Below are 15,425 nucleotides of genomic sequence, written 5' to 3'. Positions count from 1 at the left end.
GTTAGGCCGCCATACCCGCCTTCGGTTGGGCACGCTTGCCCGGAGTCGCCAGGGCCGCTGCGATCGCGGTCGTCAACGGAACAGACAGCACCAAGGCGATACCACCGACCGCGGATCGGGCGATCTCGATCGCCACACCCTCACTGGTCAGCACATCCCCCAGGGATCGATTGGCGACACTGAACAACAACATGAGCGGTAGCGAGTTACCCGCATAGGCGAGCACGAGGGTGTAGACAGTACTGGCGATGTGATCGCGCCCCACCCGCATGGCACCGAGGAACACGTCCTTGCGCGTAGAACCGTCGCCCAGCTCTGCCAGTTCGAAGACCGTTGAGGCCTGGGTGACGGTCACATCGTTGAGGACACCCAGCGAACCGATGATGAACCCGGCCAGCAGCAGCCCCGATATCGACACTCCCCCCATGTACGCGGCGACTTCGTTGTTCTGCTCGTCGGACAGACCGGTCAGGTGCGTCACCTCGATGACGGCCCAGGACAGGGCCGCCGCGAAAAGCATCGCGGTGAGCGTGCCCAGGAGCGCCGCACTGGTACGCATGCTGACACCGTGGGCAAGGTAGATGACCACGAACAGGATCGTCGCCGACGCGACCAGGGCCAGTGGCAAGGCGGGCCCGCCGTCCCGCAGCGCCGGAAGCAGGAACACCGCCAGCACCAGGAACGCCACCAGGATGCCCACCAACGCGCGGAGCCCACGCCAGCGCGCCACCAGGCAGATGACGATCGCGAACGCCGCGGCGACAGCGACCAGCGGCCAGGTGCGTTCGTAGTCGTAGAAGCTGTAGGTGGTGGCGCCCTGCGCGTCGACCTGTCTGGTGATCCGGATGTGCTCGCCCGCGGCAAGAGTCGGTTGTCCCCCGCCGGAGGTGAATTCCAGCTGGGTCTTCGCACCCGAATTCGGGCCGGACGTGATGGCGATCAGGTCGAGCGCACATGTTGATTCGGGGGTCTGTCCCCCGGTGGGATCGGCGGTCAGCACCTGGCCGGTGGATGGACTGCCGCATTCGCCGAGGCGCGTCGAGAGCACCGTTCCCGACTCCGTGGTCACCGCGCCACCGTGCGCGTTTTGGTAGGGCAGCGGAATATCCACGGTGCGGTGCTCAGGCCACAACGTCACCAGCCCGATGAGAACCGCGACACCCATCGCAGCGAGCAGGCCCACCACGATCCGGGCCGCGTTGGATCCGAGAGGCGCCGGCCCTGTCGACATCGCGTGGGAATGGCTATGAGAATGCGACACGCCTGTCAGGGTAGAGGTGGCAACGCGTTCAGCTCCGCCTGTGTGTTCACGTTCACGACCCAATTCGGGTCGGATATCGAAATTCGTTGCGCACCAACGTGCTCAACGAGTGCACCGAGTCGGCGTTCCCCGGCAGTGGTCAATTCATCAATGGTGTCGCATAGGCCTACGTCGTAGACGGCGGCCAGGTAGTGATCCCGGCCCTCGGCAGTGGCAAGGACAATGCGGCCGGTGCCGGTTGCGAGCTCCTCGATGAGTGCCGCGCGCACCAGCGGCATATCGACGGCGCAGACAAAGGCTCTGCGCGCGCCCACGCGCGCGGCGGCCCGTAGCCCCTGCCCCAGCGCCACCAGTGGACCCTGGCCGGGCTCACGGTCGGCGATGATGACCGCGTCCACATCGGCAATGTCCTGAAACGGCGCGCGCACCACGATCACCGGTGCGCATCGTGAACCCACCGTCTGCACGATGCGTTGTGTCAGCGTCTGCCCACCCCAGCGGATGGCCGCCTTATCGCGCCCCATACGGCGCGACGCCCCGCCGGTGAGCACCACCGCCGCGAGTTGCTTCATGGAAGAAAGGTACGCACAGATGCCAACAAGCCACCAAGAGGCGGGTCACCGAAGGTTCCGCTCTTGATGGCTTGTTGAAATAGATCTCTGTTGCTCGGGGTCTAACCGCGCCGTCCGCAGACGGGCCATGCGCCGATGCCCTGACGGGCCAGCACGTTCTCGGCAATCCGGATCTGCTCCTCGCGCGAGGCGAGGTGTGGGGAGCCGGAGCCGCCGTTGGCACGCCAGGTGCCCATGTTGAACTGCAGACCGCCGTAGTAGCCGTTTCCGGTGTTGATTCCCCAGTTGCCACCGGACTCGCAGTTGGCGATGGCATCCCAGTTGACCGGATCCGCACTCGCTGTTCCAGCCAGTGCCAGCGGAGCCGCGACAAGTGCAGCGGCCAGGGCCCCGAAAGCAGCACGCGTGGTAAGCGTTTTGCGGATGTAATTCATGTCGTTCCTCTCGCCGGGTACGCACCGAACACCACCCGCCAGCGGATACCGCAGCGGGTCTGGTTCACCTCCAGGCGAGGTGGACATCTTCGTCGGATCGCGCCGTCTCGGTCGGGCGCGACAAGGGAGGCGGCTGCTGCCTCACCGGCTCGTGGTGGCCGGCGGCCAGACCGCCTCGCGGCGTTCTAGGCCCCATTTGCACACAGGGTTCACGGTTCGGAATTTTGCTCCGATTTGTAGACGTGTCGGACCGTACGGAACCACTCAGCGAAAGTCATCTCACGACACGCACATCCCAAACCAATAACGAAACAATTACAGAGCCAATCTTCAGCGACTAACCCCAGGTCGCTTAGGAAATTCTCAGGTTCTCTTAGGATCGCCTCCACCTGCGAAAAGTGAGTCAGATCACGCAGATTTTGTGAGCCGCGCCACGAATGCGGCAAATCACTCAAGTAACATTAGGAACTTTAACAACACACGGCGTGGCGAATTGACAAGTTTACTCTATTCACTCTGTTATCAATTGCACCACTATTTGCCATTTATCAATTGCGGCACACTATTAACGAGGAAACAATGCGGCCATTCCCCCGCCTTGTTGGCCAATGCAAGTGAGACACGCTGATATGCAGACTGATTCGCCGCACGGATGCCAAAAGCCCAGTGCGCGAGCACCATACGCGACGTGACTGCCGCAGCGGCGGCATTTACCGCTGTGCCGCTCAGAACTACTTGCAGCAGAGGCCTTTTCAGCGCTACCGGGCTAGCAGCGCAATGCGACGACAGCGATCTTGCGCGAAGTCACCGGGACGGTGGTCGGATAGTTCTGCGCATCGCGGCCCGCCCCCACATCCGTCACCGGGGACTGCTTCTCCACAGAGGTGACCGTGCACTTGCTCAGGTCGCCACCCCCGCTTCGAGTGATGATCACCCGATACCCGTTGGCCTTGAGCTCGTTGATGACATCGTTGGCGTTGCCACCCGACGGAGCGGCTGCCGCGGTGTCTGCGCCCCCCAACGAGACACCGATCATCGCCACTACTGCTGCTATCGCAATCAGCGACTGCCTCACGGCCTTCTCACCTCGCATCTAGGGCATGAAGGTTGCGTTCCACACCGGCGGCCCGGAACATCAACGTCCCTGCATCCTACGAGAGCAACCGCACATTGCGCGCGAGGAGACGCCGAAGCATCCGAACGAGCGGACGACAAAGAAACCAAAATGCGTGCTGCCGACGCTATTTCCTCGGCAGCACGCCAGCACCTAGCTGACGGTCCAGGTGTCGCGACCGGTCAGCAGCGCCTGCAGCGCCGCGGTGTCGCTCGGCTTGGCGGCCGCAGCGGTGGTCAGCTGCTCACGGGCCAGATCGTCGTACGTCGGCCGCTGCACGCTGCGGAACACACCCATCACGGTGTGCTCCAGATCCTGCTCGGACAACCGCGACAGCGCGAAGGCGTAGGCCGGGTCATCCGAGTGCGCGTCGTGCACCACAATGTCCTCGGCCTTCACATCCGCGGTCTTGGCTACTTCGAGTCCGAAACCCGAACGGATGACGCAGAGTTCGCCCTCGGCACCGAAGGTGATCGGCTGGCCGTGGCTCACGTTGATGACGCGCTGCTCGGCGCCTTCCTTACGCAGCAGGTCAAAGGACCCGTCGTTGAAGATCGGGCAGTCCTGCAGGATCTCGACCAGGGCCGAACCGCGGTGCGCGGCCGCGGCACGCAGCACCTCCGAGAGACCCTTCTTATCCGAATCCAGGGCCCGTCCCACGAACGTGGCCTCGGCCCCCAGGGCCAGCGACACCGGGTTGAAGGGGTAGTCCAGCGAACCCATCGGGGTCGACTTGGTGACCTTGCCGGTCTCCGAGGTCGGCGAGTACTGGCCCTTGGTGAGGCCGTAGATCCGGTTGTTGAACAACAGGATCGTCAGATTCACGTTGCGGCGCAGGGTGTGGATCAGATGGTTACCGCCGATGGACAGCGCGTCACCGTCACCGGTCACCACCCATACCGAAAGGTCCTCTCGAGCCAGCGCCAGGCCCGTCGCGATGGCCGGGGCGCGCCCGTGGATCGAGTGCATACCGTAGGTATCCAGGTAGTACGGGAACCGGCTCGAGCAGCCAATGCCGCTGATGAACACGATGTTCTCGCGCTTGAGCCCGAGCTCCGGCAGGAATCCACGGATGGTGTTGAGGATGACGTAGTCACCGCAACCGGGGCACCAGCGCACTTCCTGATCGGAGGTGAAGTCCTTCGACTTCTGCTCCACATCGGTGGTCGGCACCAGAGCATTGGCCGTCAGGCCCAGATCGGTACCGGCCAGGCCACTGATTCCGTTGATTCCGTTCAAAACGTCAGTCATGCTCGATCCCCTACGGCCACCGCGGATTCACGCGCGAGAACGGCCTTCTGGCTTTCCTTTTCGGCGAGCGACCCGTCCAGGGCCGCATCGATGATTTCTTCGACCTCATCAGCGAGGAAGGCCATACCCTGCACTTTCGTCACCGACTGCACATCCACCAGGAACTTGCCGCGCAGCAGCAGCGACAACTGTCCGAGGTTCATCTCCGGCGCGACGACCTTCGGGTACTTGCGCAGCACCTCGCCCAGGTTCCCCGGGAACGGATTGAGATGGCGCAGGTGAGCGTGAGCCACCTTGAGTCCCTTGCGGCGGGCGCGCCGGCATGCCTCGCCGATGGGGCCGTAGGAGCTGCCCCACCCGATCATCAGCAGTTGTGCGTCACCGGTGGGATCGTCAACCTCCAAGTCCGGCACGGTGATTCCGTCGATCTTGAGCTGGCGCAACCGCACCATCAAGTCGTGGTTGGCCGGGTCGTAGGAGATGTTGCCCGAACCATTGGCCTTCTCCAGGCCACCGATACGGTGCTCCAGGCCCGGAGTGCCCGGAACTGCGAACTGGCGGGCCAGCGTCTCCGGATCTCGGTTGTAGGGCGCGAAATCCTGGTCGGGCGAGGCGAAGGTGTGCTCAATCGCCGGATAGCTCGCGATATCCGGGATGGCCCACGGCTCAGAGCCGTTGGCGATCGCGCCATCGGACAGGATCATCACCGGGGTCCGGTAGATCAACGCGATGCGCACCGCCTCGATGGCGATGTCGAAGCAGTCCGAAGGCGAACGCGGTGCGAGCACCGCGATGGGCGATTCACCATTGCGGCCGTACAGCGCCTGCAACAGGTCGGCCTGCTCGGTCTTGGTGGGCAGGCCCGTCGACGGCCCGCCGCGCTGCACGTCGATGACCAGCAGCGGCAGCTCTGTCATGACCGCCAGACCCACGGCCTCGCTCTTGAGCGCCACACCGGGGCCGGAGGTGCTGGTGACACCCAGGGCACCACCGAACGAAGCCCCCAGAGCCGCACCGATTCCGGCGATCTCGTCCTCGGCCTGGAAGGTCAGCACATCGAAGTTCTTGTACTTGCTCAGCTCGTGCAGGATGTCCGACGCCGGGGTGATCGGGTAGGTGCCCAGCACCACTTTGGTGTTCGCGAGCCGGCCGGCCGCCACAACGCCGTAAGCCATCGCGGTGTTCCCGGAAACCTGTCGGTACTCGCCCGGCGGCAGCGATGCCTTGGCCACCTCGTACGTGGTGCCGAAGGCTTCCGTGGTTTCGCCGTAGTTCCAGCCGGCACGGAAGGCCAGGATGTTGGCCTCGGCCACATCGGGCTTCTTCGCGAACTTCTCACGCAGGAATTGCTCGGTGCCCTCGAGTGGGCGGTGGTACATCCAGGACAGCAGCCCCAACGCGAACATGTTCTTGGTGCGTGCGCCGTCCTTCTTGGAGACTCCGGCAGGCTCGACGGCGCCGAGCGCCAGCGTGGTCATCGGAACCTGGTAGACGACGTAATCCGACATGTCGTCGTGCTCCAGCGGGTCGGACTGGTAGCCGACCTTGGCCAGGTTGCGCTTGGTGAACTCATCGGAATTGGCGATCACCATGCCGCCGCGCGGCAGGTCGCCGATGTTGGCCTTGAGCGCCGCCGGATTCATCGCCACCAGCACGTCGGGCCGGTCGCCCGCAGTGAGGATGTCGTAGTCGGCAATCTGGATCTGGAAGGACGAAACACCCGGGAGCGTGCCCTGAGGAGCCCGGATCTCTGCGGGATAGTTCGGCTGGGTCGCGAGGTCATTGCCGAAGACGGCAGCCTCAGAGGTGAATCGGTCTCCGGTGAGCTGCATACCGTCACCAGAATCTCCAGCAAACCGGATGACGACCTTTTCCAGCTTCTCCGATACGGCTCCGTCGCCCACCGGTGACCTACCTTTCACGACGAACTCTGGCGGTGACGGTACGTACGCCACCATTCCGCAGAGTTTTCTGTCACTCTCGGTACCGATTATTGCACTTTCATACCGTTGACCTTGACGAGGCCATAGCGGCAGGCATAAAACTTGACACCTGTCGAGTTCTGCCCTGCCGCCTGGCCTGTGCCGTTGCCCCACTACCCGCCAGTAGACGTGAGGCAAATCACAGGGAGGGGCCAAGCATCTGCTTGGTTGCCTCTCGGTGCCGTCACCGCAGGCCGGCCATCCGAGGGTTGTGACACCCCGGCTCGACAACGGGTCCAGAATGGGAAGCATGACCGGGCACCGGATACCGACGGTTGGCCAGCACGAGGAAGCCGGGCCAGCCGAGATCGGCGAACCCGATATCGCCGTCACCGGCGCGAAGGACGTCGCCGCGGGAATGACCGCGGTCGGCGTTTCCCTGCAACGCGGCCTCGAACAGATGGGTCCATTGCGCACTGTCGCAACGCTGTCCAAGCTGAATCAACGTCACGGGTTTGACTGTCCCGGATGTGCCTGGCCTGAAACCCCGGGGCACCGCAAACTTGCCGAGTTCTGTGAGAACGGCGCCAAGGCAGTCGCCGAAGAGGCCACCAAACGCACGGTCACCCCTGAATTTTTCGCCCAGCACTCGGTCGAGGAACTCCGCGAACTACCCGAGTACTGGCTCAGCCAACAAGGCCGTCTCACCCACCCCATGGTGCTGCGCCCCGGCGAATCCCATTACCGGCCCATTGATTGGGACGACGCGTACGCGCTCATCGCCGATGAGATCAGGGCGGCCGCCGATCCGGACCGGCTGGTTTTCTACACCTCAGGGCGCACCAGTAATGAAGCCGCGTTCTGCTACCAGCTGCTGGTCCGCAGCCTGGGCACCAACAACCTGCCCGACTGTTCCAACATGTGCCACGAGTCCTCGGGCACCGCGCTGACGGACTCGATCGGAATCGGCAAGGGCTCGGTGTCGGTACCCGATATCGAGCACGCGGACGTCATTCTCATCGCCGGCCAAAATCCTGGCACCAACCATCCGCGCATGCTTTCGGTGCTGGAGAAGGCAAAGGCGAACGGCGCCAAGATCATTGCCGTCAACCCGCTCCCCGAGGCCGGACTGCTCCGGTTCAAGGACCCGCAGAAGGTCAACGGCGTGGTCGGGCACGGTGTGTCCATCGCCGACGAGTTCGTACAGATCCGGCTCGGCGGCGACATGGCGCTCTTCGCAGGGCTTGGCAGACTGCTGCTGGAGGCCGACGACGCGAACCCCGGCAGCATCATCGACCGGCAATTCATCGAGGAGCACTGCGCAGGGTACGAGGAATGGGCCGCGCGGACACGGGCGGTTGATTGGGAAACCGTCGCGCAGGCAACGGGTATCGACATGGAGCAGCTGACCACGGTTGCCACACTCCTGGCCGAATCACAGCGCACGATCTTCTGCTGGGCCATGGGCCTCACCCAACACCGGCACGCCGTCGCCACCATCGGTGAGGCGACCAACCTGCTGCTGATGCGCGGCATGATCGGCAAGCCGGGTGCCGGGGTGTGCCCGGTGCGAGGCCACTCGAACGTCCAGGGCGACCGCACCATGGGCATCTGGGAGAAAATGCCCGAATCCTTCCTGGCCGCATTGGATTCCGAGTTCGGCATCGAGACTCCCCGCAAACACGGGTTCGACACGGTGGACGCGATCCGGGCCATGCGGGACGGCAAGGTCTCCGTCTTCATCGGCATGGGTGGCAATTTCGCCTCTGCCACTCCCGACACCGCCATCACCGAAGCCGCGCTGCGCAATTGCTCACTGACCGTGCAGATCTCCACCAAACTCAATCGCAGTCATCTGGTGAACGGGCGCACCGCGCTGATCCTGCCCACTCTCGGACGCACCGATCGCGACATCCAAGATTCGGGTAAACAGCTTGTTTCCGTGGAAGATTCGATGTCCATCGTGCACCTCTCACGTGGCAGTCTGCATCCACCGAGCACCGTGCTACGCAGCGAGGTCGCCATCGTCTGTCAGCTGGCACGCATCGTCCTGGGGCCGGAGCACCCGGTGCCATGGGAAATGTTTGTCGACGACTACGACACCATCCGCGATGCCATCTCGCGGGTGGTACCCGGATGCGCCGACTACAACACCAAGGTCCGGCAGCCGGATGGGTTCGCGTTGCCGCATCCGCCGCGCGACGATCGCCAATTTCCCACGCACACGGGTAAGGCCAATTTCTCTGCGGCACCACTGGAGTGGGTGCCGGTACCGGCAGGCCGACTGGTGCTACAGACGTTGCGCAGCCATGACCAGTACAACACCACCATCTACGGCCTCGACGACCGCTACCGCGGCGTCAAGGGCGGCCGCCGGGTGGTCTTCGTCAATCCCGAAGACCTTGCCGCATTTGGGTTGTCCGAGGGTGCGCGGGTTGATCTGGTGTCCGAGTACCCGGATGCCGACGGGGTGCTCGAGGAGCGGCGTGCCGAGGATTTTCTGGTGGTGCCGTACTCCACCCCGCGCGGTAATGCCGCCGCCTACTATCCAGAGACCAATCCACTTGTGCCCCTGGACCATGTCGCGGAACGGTCCAACACTCCGGCGTCGAAGGCCGTTGTCATCCGTCTGGTGGCTCGTGGGTAGGGTCACCGACAGGCGCAAGATACGCCGCATCGACGGGGTCGGACGGGGCGAGCGCAGCGAGACACTCGTCGTCGAGGAGCCCCTGGAGATCCGGGTCAATGGGCAGCCAGTAGCCGTCACCATGCGCACCCCTGGATCGGATGTCGAACTCACCCAGGGATTCCTGCTCACCGAGGGGGTCATCGCCGGACGCGACGATCTGCTGACCGTGCGCTACTGCCAGGGCGAAGGGCCCGACGGCCTGAACACCTACAACGTCCTGGACGTGACCCTCGCCCCCGGCGTTCCCGCCCCCGACCCGGCGGTGACGAGAAACTTCTACACCACCTCATCCTGCGGTGTCTGCGGCAAGGGATCACTGGAGGCGGTCCGCACCATCAGCCGCTTCTCCCCCGGCGACGACCCGTCCACCATCGAATCGACCACACTGGCGGGTCTGCCCGACAAACTTCGCTCGGCGCAAAAGGTTTTCGCGACCACCGGCGGGCTGCATGCCGCGGCCCTGTTCACCACGGACGGCACCATGTTGGCGGTCCGCGAGGACATCGGCCGGCACAACGCGGTGGACAAGGTCATCGGGTGGGCTCTCGAAAACGGCAAGGTGCCCCTCACCGGGACCACACTGTTGGTCAGCGGGCGGGCCTCCTTCGAGCTCGCCCAGAAGGCCACCATGGCGGGCATTCCCATCCTGGCCGCGGTGTCGGCGCCGTCCTCGTTGGCTGTGGATCTCGCGGCACAGTCCGGGATGACGCTGGTGGCGTTCCTGCGTGAGGACAGCATGAACGTCTACACCCGGGCGGATCGGGTGCTCTAAGCCTCCGGCACCTCGACGGCGATCTCCCTGCCCAGTGAGTAGCCCGGCGCCAGCGGTAGATCATCACCGCTCCAGAACGACCCCGGATCGAAGTAGTTCGAGCGCTTCTCGGTGATGAGCAACCCCATCTCCTCGAGAGTGATCGCCACCGTCTCCGCGCAGAACGCCGTCTCCAGCCCGGCTTGCCGTTTTTTCGTGATGTCCCGCTCGGCCACCTCGCGAACCTTCTTGTGCACGAAGGGAAGTCCCCGCGTGAGATCGCTGACCGTGGGAAGCCGGCCCCGCATCCAGCGGCCGGTCAGCCGTGCGGTGGCCGGAAACGGCGTGCCATCCATCCGGGCCACCACGCGCAGTGCGATGTCTTCCTGCTCGCGGGTTATCCGCGGGCTCAGCTGCCGCAGCCAGCACCGCTGTCCATATACGTGCGCCCATCGCTCGATCGCCTCACGCGCATCATGCAGTTGCACCCCCCGATGGTTATCGCCGGTCCACACATCGGTGAGCTTGTTACCGAGTTCGGCATGCCACATCAGCGGCGGCAGATCATCGATGGCCACCGTCATACCGACATGGTTGACCGGGCTGTTCGACAAGGTCTGGATAAGGCGATCGGGACCCGACCGTCCACGGAACACCCAGATGTCGCCCGTGCGCGTCGCATCGAGCGCCTCGTCGATCGACACGGCTCCTATCTCACTCATTCCCGCACCGTAGCCTGGAGCGATGGCCAACATGTGGAAGTGGCTCGGGCTCGCCGGGGCTGTCGGGGTGGCAGCGGGAGGCGTGCTGGTCGCCCGCGATCAACGCAAACGCGAGGCGTACACGGTCGATGAGATCCGCGACCGGTTGCACCAGCGACTCGGTGAATCGGGCGCGGGGACTAGCGAGTCCTCACACTAACTGGAGCGCCAATTCTGCAGGCCCACGAAGGCCATGGTCAGGGCGCTGGTGGCGCTGTCGACGACATCGGCGGTGTCGGCGTCGGGCTGCACCAACTCGGCCACCGCATTGGCGCCGATCGATAGCAGCAGGCTGGCCGCCGTCGTGAGATCAGCGGAATCCCAGAGCCGCATCTTTTCGCGACGCGCCAGGTCGATGGCCAGCTCACCGGCGAGCAGCCGCATCTCGATGTTCACGGCCCTGCGCACCTCGGTGGGTGCGGTGTACCGCTCGGTGACGACAAACCGCAGCTGATCAGGGCTTTCCTGAACCTGCTCGGCAAGGATGCGCATTGCTTCGGCCAACGTCGCCGGTTCGCGCCGGCGTATCTCCCGGGCGATCCCCCGGGCGATGCGCATTCCCTCTTCGGCCAGCGCGACACCCAGGTCATCCAGGGAAGCGAAGTGCCGGTAGAAGGCCGTCGGCGAGATTCCCGCGCCACGGGCGACATCACGCAGGCTCAGTCCCGAGAACGCCTGAGTCCGCGAAAGCTCAAGGGCGGCTTCCATCAATGCGGTGCGGGTGCGCAGTTTCTGCTCACCGCGAACCGAGTCACGTCGCGCGGAGGCGCCCGCATGAGAGCTCCGCTCTCGACGACTGGTCATGGCGATCACTGTATCGCTGTGATGACCGACACGGTGATTACGGCTTGACTCAGTGGGGGCAAGTTGGTTCACAATTTCAGTGTACATTCGTTAACCTAACGGAGGGAGTTCGAATGACATTTCTAACTAAAGCCACCCGACGAATCCTCACTCCCGAGTCATCACTGGGCCGGTTGTTGACCGCCGCCCTCACCCCGCACGCCGTCGACCGGTATCTCGAACTGGTCGACCCGATGATCACCTGGGAAGAGGCCCGCGCGCGCGTCGTTCGCGTGCAGCGCCGCACCACCCGATCGGTGACCTTGACCTTGCGCACAACCCACCAGTTCAAAGGCTTTCGCGCAGGTCAGTTCGTACAGCTGGGTGTCGTGATCGATGGCGTGCGCCACGTCCGCTGCTTCTCGCCGTCCGGCGCCGATGACACCCGCGACCTCATCGAGCTGACCATTGCCCGCAGGCCCGAAGGGCTGGTGTCGAACTACCTGTACAAGCACGCCGCGGTGGGTGACGTGTACAGCATCACTCCGGCCGCCGGCACATTCGTCCTTCCCTCGCCGCGCCCCATTCGGACAGTTCTGATCGCCGCCGGTAGTGGGATTACACCCGTTCTCTCAATGGCGAGAACTCTCATCGGCAATGGATACCCCGGGCAGCTCGCGGTGCTCTACTACGCGCCGACCGCCGCGGAAAACGCCTACGCACGCGAGCTCACCGCTCTCGGCGAGGTGCCCTCGGTGACGGTGCACACGGTGTACACGCGTGAGGGCGGTCGGCACTTCAGTGCCGAGCAGCTCGATGCGCTCGCGCCCTGGAGCGCCGATGCCCAGACGTTCCTGTGCGGGCCGCCCTCGCTGCACGACGCGGTGAGCACGCTGTACGCCGAGCGTGGACTCTCCGACCGTCTGCACACCGAAGAGTTCTATGTCACCACGTCGAGCACCACTGGGGAGGCCGGAGGCGTGCTGCGGTTCGCCACCTCCGGCATCACCGCCGAAAACGACGGCAGGCCGATCCTCGAACAGGCCGAGGCCGCCGGACTGCAACCCGAATTCGGCTGCCGGATGGGAATCTGCTTCGCCTGCACGGCGGTGAAGACATCCGGATGCACCCGGAACCTGCGCACCGGCGATGAGAACGACGACCCCGATCAGCACATCCAGCTCTGCATCACCGCCCCCGTCGGTGACGTGTCGATCAACCTCTAACAGACCCCAAGGAGGGCAGCCAGATGCCAAGCAACGAAATCACCATCAGCGCATCGGATATCGAGGCGCTGGGCAAGGATCTCGATGAATTGCGCGACCGCATTGTCGCCGATCTGGGCGAGCGTGATCGCGAGTACATCTACTCGATCATCAAGACACAACGCGGCTGTGAGGCCGCTGGGCGCGCCCTGATGTACCTGGGGTTCATCCCGCCCGTGTGGCTCGCTGCGGTGGGCGCGCTGTCCGTCTCCAAGATCCTCGACAACATGGAGATCGGCCACAACGTCATGCACGGCCAGTACGACTGGATGCGCGAAAAGGGCCTTAACTCACGCGAGTTCGAATGGGACACCGTGTGCCCCGCCGACCAGTGGCGACACTCGCACAACTACATGCACCACACCTACACCAACATCGTCGACATGGACCGCGACGTGGGTTACGGCATCCTGCGGATGGCGCCCGAGCAGAAGTGGAACCCCTACTACCTGGGCAACCTGGCCTGGGCGACCGCCCTGATGGTGTTCTTCGAGTGGGGCGTCATGGTGCACGAGCTTGAGGCCGAGAACATCGTGAGGGGCAAGCGCAAATGGTACGACCTCAAGCCGTTGATCAAGGGCATGTGGCGCAAGGCCAGTAAGCAGGTTCTCAAGGACTACGTGATCTTCCCGGCGCTGACCGGCCCGCTGTTTCCGATCACCTTCCTGGGCAACTTGTCCGCCAACTTCGTGCGCAACGTGTGGACGTTCTCGATCATCTTCTGCGGGCATTTCCCGTCCGGCACCCAGACCTTCTCCAAGGAGGAGACCGCCAACGAAACGCGCGGCGAGTGGTACATCCGGCAGTTGCTTGGTTCGGCGAACATCGAGGGCAGCAGGCTGTTTCACATCATGAGCGGCAACCTGTCCCACCAGATCGAGCATCACCTGTTCCCGGATCTGCCGGCCAATCGCTATCCGGAGATGGCCACCGAGGTGCGCGAGCTGTGCCAGAAGTACGGCCTGCCTTACAACACGGGGGGCCTCTTCGCCCAGCTCTCGTCCACCTGGAAGAAGATCGCTCGCCTGTCCTTGCCTAACGGCTGGTTCCGCGACGACGAGGAGCTCGTCGTGCACATCGAGCGGGACAAGCGCAAGGAAGCGGCCGCCGAATCAGAGGTCGTTGTCGTCGACGAGCGCGGTGAGCTGGTCGACGCGTAAGTTAGGTGACGTGGTGAGCAAGTTCGAACGCAACAAGGACCTGGCCCAAGAGGTCGTGTCGTCAACCGCCGAGCACGTCGGCGAGATCGCCAAGATCATCACCAACGCGGTGGTTGATGTCACCCGGCAGATCGGCGAGATCGCCACCGATGCCTTCGAGATGCGCGAGGCGGCCAAGCGCGCCGAGCAGGATCAGTCTCGGGACGGCGTGGACGCCGACGAGGATCCGGCGACGCACTGATCGGTCATCGGCTGAGCGCGACGTTCTGCTTCGCAGTGGACGTCGCGCTCAGTCGGAGGCGTCTCGCCAGTCGGCGGCGGTGATGGTGAAGTACACGTAATCCTCCAGCGCGCCGTTGATCTCACGCTTCTGGCGGTGGTGCTCGTGGGCACCGATCTTGGCGAGCGCCTTCTGCGACCGCAGATTGTCGGCAGCCACGTGGAACCACACCAGGTCGGCATTGATGAACGCGTAGTCCAGCATGAGCGTCTTGAGCTCAGCGTTCACCGTGCCGCCCCAGTATTCGCGAGTGAGGAACGTGTACCCGATCGCGACCTCGCGCTTGTCCGCGTCCCACTCGTAAAAACGGGATGAGCCGATCATCTCCCCGGTGGAGTGATCGATGATGACAAGCGATTTTGCGGCGAGGGCCTCCACAAACCATTTCTCGAAGACCGGCCGCTGGTGGCGGTCCGAGCTCGGGTGCTGCGCCCAAATGAGCGGATCGCTAGCCGCACGGTAGAGCGGCTCAAGGTCGTCGTCTGCCAATGGACGCAGGGTGAGCGTTGGTCCCTCTAGCGTCGGCTGGCTCATGAACTCGGTGGACATCACTACCAGCTTACGAGGGCTTACGAAATATGTTGCGCCAGGGTCGATTTACCCGGGCCTTCGAGATCTGCGAGCGCGCAGGGCCGCGCGGCCATCGCCATCAGCAGCGCCTCAGCGGGGCCGGTGACCTCGGGCCCGCTGCCGCGTGACCAGTCGAGGTCGGTAGCCACAAGCCGCACACCGCGGGCGCGCAACGCGCCCCGGATCGGGGGTGCCCAGCGCGCGAAATCCATGGCGACGCGCATCCGCTCCCCCGGAATCTCGCGCGGGATCCCCAGCGGGCGACGGATGTCCTGTTGATGGACGATGCCGTCCAGCAAGGCAATCCGGCCGCCAAATCCCGATGTCAACACTCCCGGTACTTCCGCCGCCCGAACCATTTCCAGCAACTGCGCGGGGGTCCGCCCGGCCAGTTCGGCAACACGGTTCGCGTTGGCCTTATTCGGGTTGAAACCCGCCTTGGCCACGCGCGAGTAGAACTCTGCCCGGCTGAGGTCCTCGTACCCGATCATGTGTGTCACCACATCGCGCACCCGCCACTGGGTACACAGCGACGGCGCATCCCACTGTTCGGGGGTTAGACCCGCCAGGAAATCGGCGAGGTCGATACGTTCGGCCCGCGCCAGCTCCATG

16 protein-coding genes are annotated in these 15,425 nt (G+C 64.1%); 6 read left to right on the top strand and 10 right to left on the bottom strand.

Features of this window, described 5'->3' with window-relative positions; all coding sequences use genetic code 11:
* Position 1 precedes the first annotated feature (1 nt).
* The 6 genes from AOT87_RS04635 to AOT87_RS04610 all read right to left on the bottom strand — a co-directional run bounded on the left by AOT87_RS04635 (position 2) and on the right by AOT87_RS04610 (position 6,590).
* Positions 2-1,261 carry a YibE/F family protein gene (locus AOT87_RS04635; protein WP_198528422.1) on the bottom strand — a complete coding sequence of 420 codons (1,260 nt, stop codon included), beginning with the start codon at positions 1,259-1,261 and terminating at the stop codon, positions 2-4.
* 5 nt (positions 1,262-1,266) lie between these two features.
* Entirely contained in the window at positions 1,267-1,833 is a 567-nt protein-coding gene (gene mobA / locus AOT87_RS04630; protein WP_057968517.1) for a molybdenum cofactor guanylyltransferase, read from the bottom strand.
* Between the two features lie 101 nt (positions 1,834-1,934).
* Entirely contained in the window at positions 1,935-2,267 is a 333-nt protein-coding gene (locus AOT87_RS04625) for a transglycosylase family protein (RefSeq protein ID WP_030095115.1), read from the bottom strand.
* Between the two features lie 766 nt (positions 2,268-3,033).
* The gene (locus AOT87_RS04620; RefSeq protein ID WP_046255672.1) at positions 3,034-3,342 is read right to left on the bottom strand and encodes a hypothetical protein; all 309 of its coding nucleotides are present in this window, start codon (positions 3,340-3,342) and stop codon (positions 3,034-3,036) included.
* 192 nt (positions 3,343-3,534) lie between these two features.
* Positions 3,535-4,632, bottom strand: coding sequence for a 2-oxoacid:ferredoxin oxidoreductase subunit beta (locus tag AOT87_RS04615; RefSeq protein ID WP_030095113.1), 1,098 nt, complete (start codon positions 4,630-4,632; stop codon positions 3,535-3,537).
* Positions 4,629-6,590, bottom strand: coding sequence for a 2-oxoacid:acceptor oxidoreductase subunit alpha (locus AOT87_RS04610; RefSeq protein WP_057968516.1), 1,962 nt, complete (start codon positions 6,588-6,590; stop codon positions 4,629-4,631). Before AOT87_RS04610 ends, AOT87_RS04615 begins: the two co-directional genes overlap by 4 nt.
* Positions 6,591-6,864: 274 nt before the next feature.
* Here AOT87_RS04610 and AOT87_RS04605 point away from each other — a divergent pair, with 274 nt between their 5' ends.
* Positions 6,865-9,201, top strand: a complete 2,337-nt coding sequence (locus AOT87_RS04605) for an FdhF/YdeP family oxidoreductase (protein WP_057968555.1) — start codon at positions 6,865-6,867, stop codon at positions 9,199-9,201.
* On the top strand, positions 9,194-10,015 hold the full coding sequence (gene fdhD / locus AOT87_RS04600) for a formate dehydrogenase accessory sulfurtransferase FdhD (RefSeq protein ID WP_057968515.1): 822 nt from the start codon (positions 9,194-9,196) through the stop codon (positions 10,013-10,015). Before AOT87_RS04605 ends, fdhD begins: the two co-directional genes overlap by 8 nt.
* Here the strand turns inward: fdhD and AOT87_RS04595 are convergent.
* Entirely contained in the window at positions 10,012-10,698 is a 687-nt protein-coding gene (locus AOT87_RS04595; protein ID WP_193606310.1) for a guanylate cyclase, read from the bottom strand. The two genes, fdhD and AOT87_RS04595, sit on opposite strands and share 4 nt — an antisense overlap.
* 40 nt (positions 10,699-10,738) lie before the next feature.
* On the opposite strand from AOT87_RS04595, the gene AOT87_RS28290 reads away from it, so the two are divergent.
* Positions 10,739-10,915 (top strand): hypothetical protein, encoded by a 177-nt coding sequence (locus AOT87_RS28290; RefSeq protein WP_109398849.1) that lies wholly within the window; start codon positions 10,739-10,741, stop codon positions 10,913-10,915.
* Here AOT87_RS28290 and AOT87_RS04590 read toward each other — a convergent pair.
* Positions 10,912-11,568 carry a TetR family transcriptional regulator gene (locus AOT87_RS04590; protein WP_057968514.1) on the bottom strand — a complete coding sequence of 219 codons (657 nt, stop codon included), beginning with the start codon at positions 11,566-11,568 and terminating at the stop codon, positions 10,912-10,914. The two genes, AOT87_RS28290 and AOT87_RS04590, sit on opposite strands and share 4 nt — an antisense overlap.
* A 104-nt stretch (positions 11,569-11,672) precedes the next feature.
* Between AOT87_RS04590 and AOT87_RS04585 the strand changes: the two genes are divergently transcribed.
* Genes AOT87_RS04585 through AOT87_RS04575 form a run of 3 tightly spaced genes read left to right on the top strand, consistent with a single transcriptional unit; the run spans position 11,673 to position 14,204 of the window.
* The gene (locus AOT87_RS04585; protein ID WP_057968513.1) at positions 11,673-12,764 is read left to right on the top strand and encodes a ferredoxin reductase; all 1,092 of its coding nucleotides are present in this window, start codon (positions 11,673-11,675) and stop codon (positions 12,762-12,764) included.
* 23 nt (positions 12,765-12,787) lie between these two features.
* Complete coding sequence (locus tag AOT87_RS04580) at positions 12,788-13,963, top strand: acyl-CoA desaturase (protein WP_057968512.1); 1,176 nt, start codon at positions 12,788-12,790, stop codon at positions 13,961-13,963.
* Between the two features lie 10 nt (positions 13,964-13,973).
* The gene (locus AOT87_RS04575; RefSeq protein ID WP_030095106.1) at positions 13,974-14,204 is read left to right on the top strand and encodes a hypothetical protein; all 231 of its coding nucleotides are present in this window, start codon (positions 13,974-13,976) and stop codon (positions 14,202-14,204) included.
* A gap of 48 nt (positions 14,205-14,252) precedes the next feature.
* On the opposite strand, the gene AOT87_RS04570 is transcribed toward AOT87_RS04575, so the two are convergent.
* Together AOT87_RS04570 and AOT87_RS04565 are read right to left on the bottom strand one after the other, a co-directional pair.
* A complete protein-coding gene (locus AOT87_RS04570) occupies positions 14,253-14,792 on the bottom strand; it encodes a GNAT family protein (protein ID WP_057968511.1) in 540 nt (179 codons plus the stop codon).
* 20 nt (positions 14,793-14,812) lie between these two features.
* Positions 14,813-15,424, bottom strand: coding sequence for a maleylpyruvate isomerase family mycothiol-dependent enzyme (locus AOT87_RS04565; RefSeq protein ID WP_057968510.1), 612 nt, complete (start codon positions 15,422-15,424; stop codon positions 14,813-14,815).
* Between the last annotated feature and the right edge of the window lies 1 nt (position 15,425).

The organism is Mycobacteroides sp. H003, assembly GCF_001440135.1.
Lineage (GTDB): Bacteria > Actinomycetota > Actinomycetes > Mycobacteriales > Mycobacteriaceae > Mycobacterium > Mycobacterium gwanakae.
This window is presented reverse-complemented; position numbering and strand designations above follow the sequence as displayed.

Coding starts and splice junctions, on each gene's coding strand:
- mobA (WP_057968517.1), bottom strand. CDS start 1,833: ATGAAGCAACTCGCGGCGGTGGTGCTCACCGGCGGGGCGTCGCGCCGT.
- AOT87_RS04625 (WP_030095115.1), bottom strand. CDS start 2,267: ATGAATTACATCCGCAAAACGCTTACCACGCGTGCTGCTTTCGGGGCC.
- AOT87_RS04615 (WP_030095113.1), bottom strand. CDS start 4,632: ATGACTGACGTTTTGAACGGAATCAACGGAATCAGTGGCCTGGCCGGT.
- AOT87_RS04610 (WP_057968516.1), bottom strand. CDS start 6,590: ATGGTGGCGTACGTACCGTCACCGCCAGAGTTCGTCGTGAAAGGTAGG.
- AOT87_RS04605 (WP_057968555.1), top strand. CDS start 6,865: ATGACCGGGCACCGGATACCGACGGTTGGCCAGCACGAGGAAGCCGGG.
- AOT87_RS28290 (WP_109398849.1), top strand. CDS start 10,739: ATGGCCAACATGTGGAAGTGGCTCGGGCTCGCCGGGGCTGTCGGGGTG.
- AOT87_RS04585 (WP_057968513.1), top strand. CDS start 11,673: ATGACATTTCTAACTAAAGCCACCCGACGAATCCTCACTCCCGAGTCA.
- AOT87_RS04580 (WP_057968512.1), top strand. CDS start 12,788: ATGCCAAGCAACGAAATCACCATCAGCGCATCGGATATCGAGGCGCTG.
- AOT87_RS04570 (WP_057968511.1), bottom strand. CDS start 14,792: ATGTCCACCGAGTTCATGAGCCAGCCGACGCTAGAGGGACCAACGCTC.
- AOT87_RS04565 (WP_057968510.1), bottom strand. CDS start 15,424: ATGGAGCTGGCGCGGGCCGAACGTATCGACCTCGCCGATTTCCTGGCG.